The sequence below is a fragment of the Alkalibaculum bacchi genome, from assembly GCF_003317055.1.
Classification (GTDB): Bacteria; Bacillota; Clostridia; order Eubacteriales; family Alkalibacteraceae; genus Alkalibaculum; species Alkalibaculum bacchi.
Genome location: NZ_QNRX01000038.1, coordinates 1 through 2622, shown reverse-complemented (window position 1 = coordinate 2622; position 2622 = coordinate 1). Strand labels below are relative to the sequence as shown.

General features: G+C 35.2%; 2 protein-coding genes. Both read right to left on the bottom strand.

The window, feature by feature from the left end; all coding sequences use genetic code 11:
• Positions 1-140: 140 nt before the first annotated feature.
• Positions 141-908 carry an IS21-like element helper ATPase IstB gene (gene istB, locus DES36_RS14590; protein ID WP_113921953.1) on the bottom strand — a complete coding sequence of 256 codons (768 nt, stop codon included), beginning with the start codon at positions 906-908 and terminating at the stop codon, positions 141-143.
• Positions 898-2451 carry an IS21 family transposase gene (istA, locus tag DES36_RS14585; RefSeq protein ID WP_113921952.1) on the bottom strand — a complete coding sequence of 518 codons (1554 nt, stop codon included), beginning with the start codon at positions 2449-2451 and terminating at the stop codon, positions 898-900. Before istA ends, istB begins: the two co-directional genes overlap by 11 nt.
• Between the last annotated feature and the right edge of the window lie 171 nt (positions 2452-2622).

Sequence of the window (2622 nt, the reverse complement as noted above, 5' to 3'; positions counted from 1 at the left end):
TGAGTATTGCATTCGAAACAGACCACAAGTGCATATATTTAGACCACCTAGTGCATTAAAACAGACCACTCAGTGCATTGCAGTAGACCAGAGCTTACACAGAGTCCCTAAATTAGGGACTCTCCTAAATTTATATTTTATTAAGAGTTTCTTGCGCTTTGATAGTTAATGCCATGACGCTCACGCATAGAAACTTCTCCATCTATGAGTATCTGATAAGAATCATGTACAATACGGTCAAGTATTGCATCAGCAATTTGAACATTCTCTATTTTAGAGTGCCAGCCTTCAGGTGAGTATTGTGAACAAAATATTGTTGAAGTACTCTTTAATCTGGCCTCAATAATTTCAAATACATGAACAGCTTCTGCTTGAGATAATGGGGTAAGTAACCATTCATCAATAATTAATAGCTCAATCTTCTTATATTTTGAAACAAGCTTACGATAACTTCCATCTGCCGCATATTTAGCAGCTGTTAGCTCATCAATTAACTCTGGTAATCGAATGTATTTTACCGTGAAAAATTGACGACATGCTTGTACACCAAATGCATTTGAAATCCAAGTTTTACCGTTTCCTGAAGCACCCATCAAAATAATATTATGATGCTCACGTATGTAATTGCATGTTGCCAGTCCTAATATAAGCTGTTTATCTAAGTGACGATCTGGGTGATATTCAATCTCTTCAATAGAAGCAGTCGGCTCATTAAATGTAGCTTGTTTTATTAATCGCTTTAGTTTATTGGACTGACGGCGAGAATATTCATAATCAACAAGTAGGTTGAAACGTTGTTCAAATGACATCTCTAAATAATCTGAATTCTTTGCCTGATCTTGATAAAGTTCTGCCATACCACCTAAGCGCATTTCATTTAATTTACGTAAAGTTTCTTCATTTCTCATTTTTTATACCTCCAAAGTACCTAGCACCTCTGACAAAACCATAATCATTATTTGTTTTTATCTCGTTTAAAGTACCATTTTCTTTTGATTTTTGATGTTCCTTCATGCGTTTTAATATTGTTTTTAAAACAGATAATGTGGGTATATGCGAAATAGTCATTAATGTTTCACAACCTTGTTCAATAAGCTCTTGAGAGTAATATTTAGTTAGATTCCGAACGGATAACAAAATCGTTAGTGCTTTCTTCTCTACATGATTTTCTAAAATGTATTCCACAAACTTTTCTGTATTATGCCCTAATGTTTTCGCCCATTTTCTTATTTTATCTGGTGTGTGTTCAAGATACTGTCTATGATTATCTGGCATATGGTTAGGATTTGTTGAGTACTGACCAATTTCGCCAGAGAGTGTTTTATGAGATGCAATTCTCATCTCTTTGAAGTATACTTCTATTAGGTCCTTAGTAATTCGAACGTCAACTTGACTTTGGACATACTCATAAGGAACGGAATAATACATGCGGTTCACTTGGATGTGGTAGTTTAACTGAACCTTTGCAGTTTTCCATTCCGATAGCTGATAGCGTGGATGACGAAGAGGGATAAGCTTAGCTTTTTCTTCTTCGTTAAACACACTTCTTCTTGAACCTACTCTTTTTTGGAAAGGTTCATCATTTAATCGGTTCACTTGTTTTAGGATTTGGGTATTTAAGTCAGACAGGCTAAAACATTGATAATATCTCAATGAAGCTATAATTTGACGCGAAATATATCCAACGTTTCCTTCGACACTAGGCTTGTCTTTTGGTGCTCTTATGCGTGCTGGAACAATCGTAGTTTGATAATAATCGGCAAGCTCACGATAAGCTTCATTTAAGATGGGTTCTCCTTTAATTGGCTTTTTTACGCCAGTTTTAAGATTATCAGGAACTAAGACTTCTGGCACACCATCAAAATATTCAAATGCATGAATATGCGCAGTTAACCAACTACGTGATTTCATGTTTAAAAATCCTTCAACATAGAATAGTTGACTATACGGTAATACCGTTACAAACAGGTAGACTGGTAGTTCTTCACCAGTACTTCGATCTTGAATGGATAAAGTGTCTCCTGCCCAGTCAACTTCCATGATTTCTCCAGGTTTTCGCCTAATAGGCATAGTTAATTTATACTTTCGAGCATATTTCCCATAGTTATTACAGAATGTTCTATAAGCATAAGGAATTTTGTTAATATCTCTGGCACGTTGCGAATATTCATGATGAAGCAATTTTAATGTCATATTTTTCTTTTGTAGCTCACGATGCACCTCCTCCCAAGCCACAGGAAAATATCCCTTGGCTATGTCTTGTTTTTCAGGAAACAAAAACTCTACTAACCACTGATTGGTCATATCATCATTCAAGTCGGTTAAACCTAATTGTTTTGCCTTCTTAATGACATCTGATATTGTTTGTCGTGAATGACCAACACTAGAACTAATCGTTCTTTGAGATGTTCCCTTGAAGTGTAATTCAAGAATCTGACGATACTGAATCATAAAAAACCTCCTATATAATTTTGTCATGCTTTCAGCATGCCATTTAATTATACAGGAGGTTATGAGTATTTAAATATAAAATGGTCTATCAGTATGCATTTGATGGTCTATTTTAATGCATCAGGTGGCTCAAAAGTTAGCATCGATGGTCCATTTGAAATGCAATATTCA

Bases quoted from the DNA above. Each gene is read 5' to 3' on its own strand.
- istA (WP_113921952.1), bottom strand. From the start codon at position 2,451: ATGATTCAGTATCGTCAGATTCTTGAATTACACTTCAAGGGAACATCT.
- istB (WP_113921953.1), bottom strand. From the start codon at position 908: ATGAGAAATGAAGAAACTTTACGTAAATTAAATGAAATGCGCTTAGGT.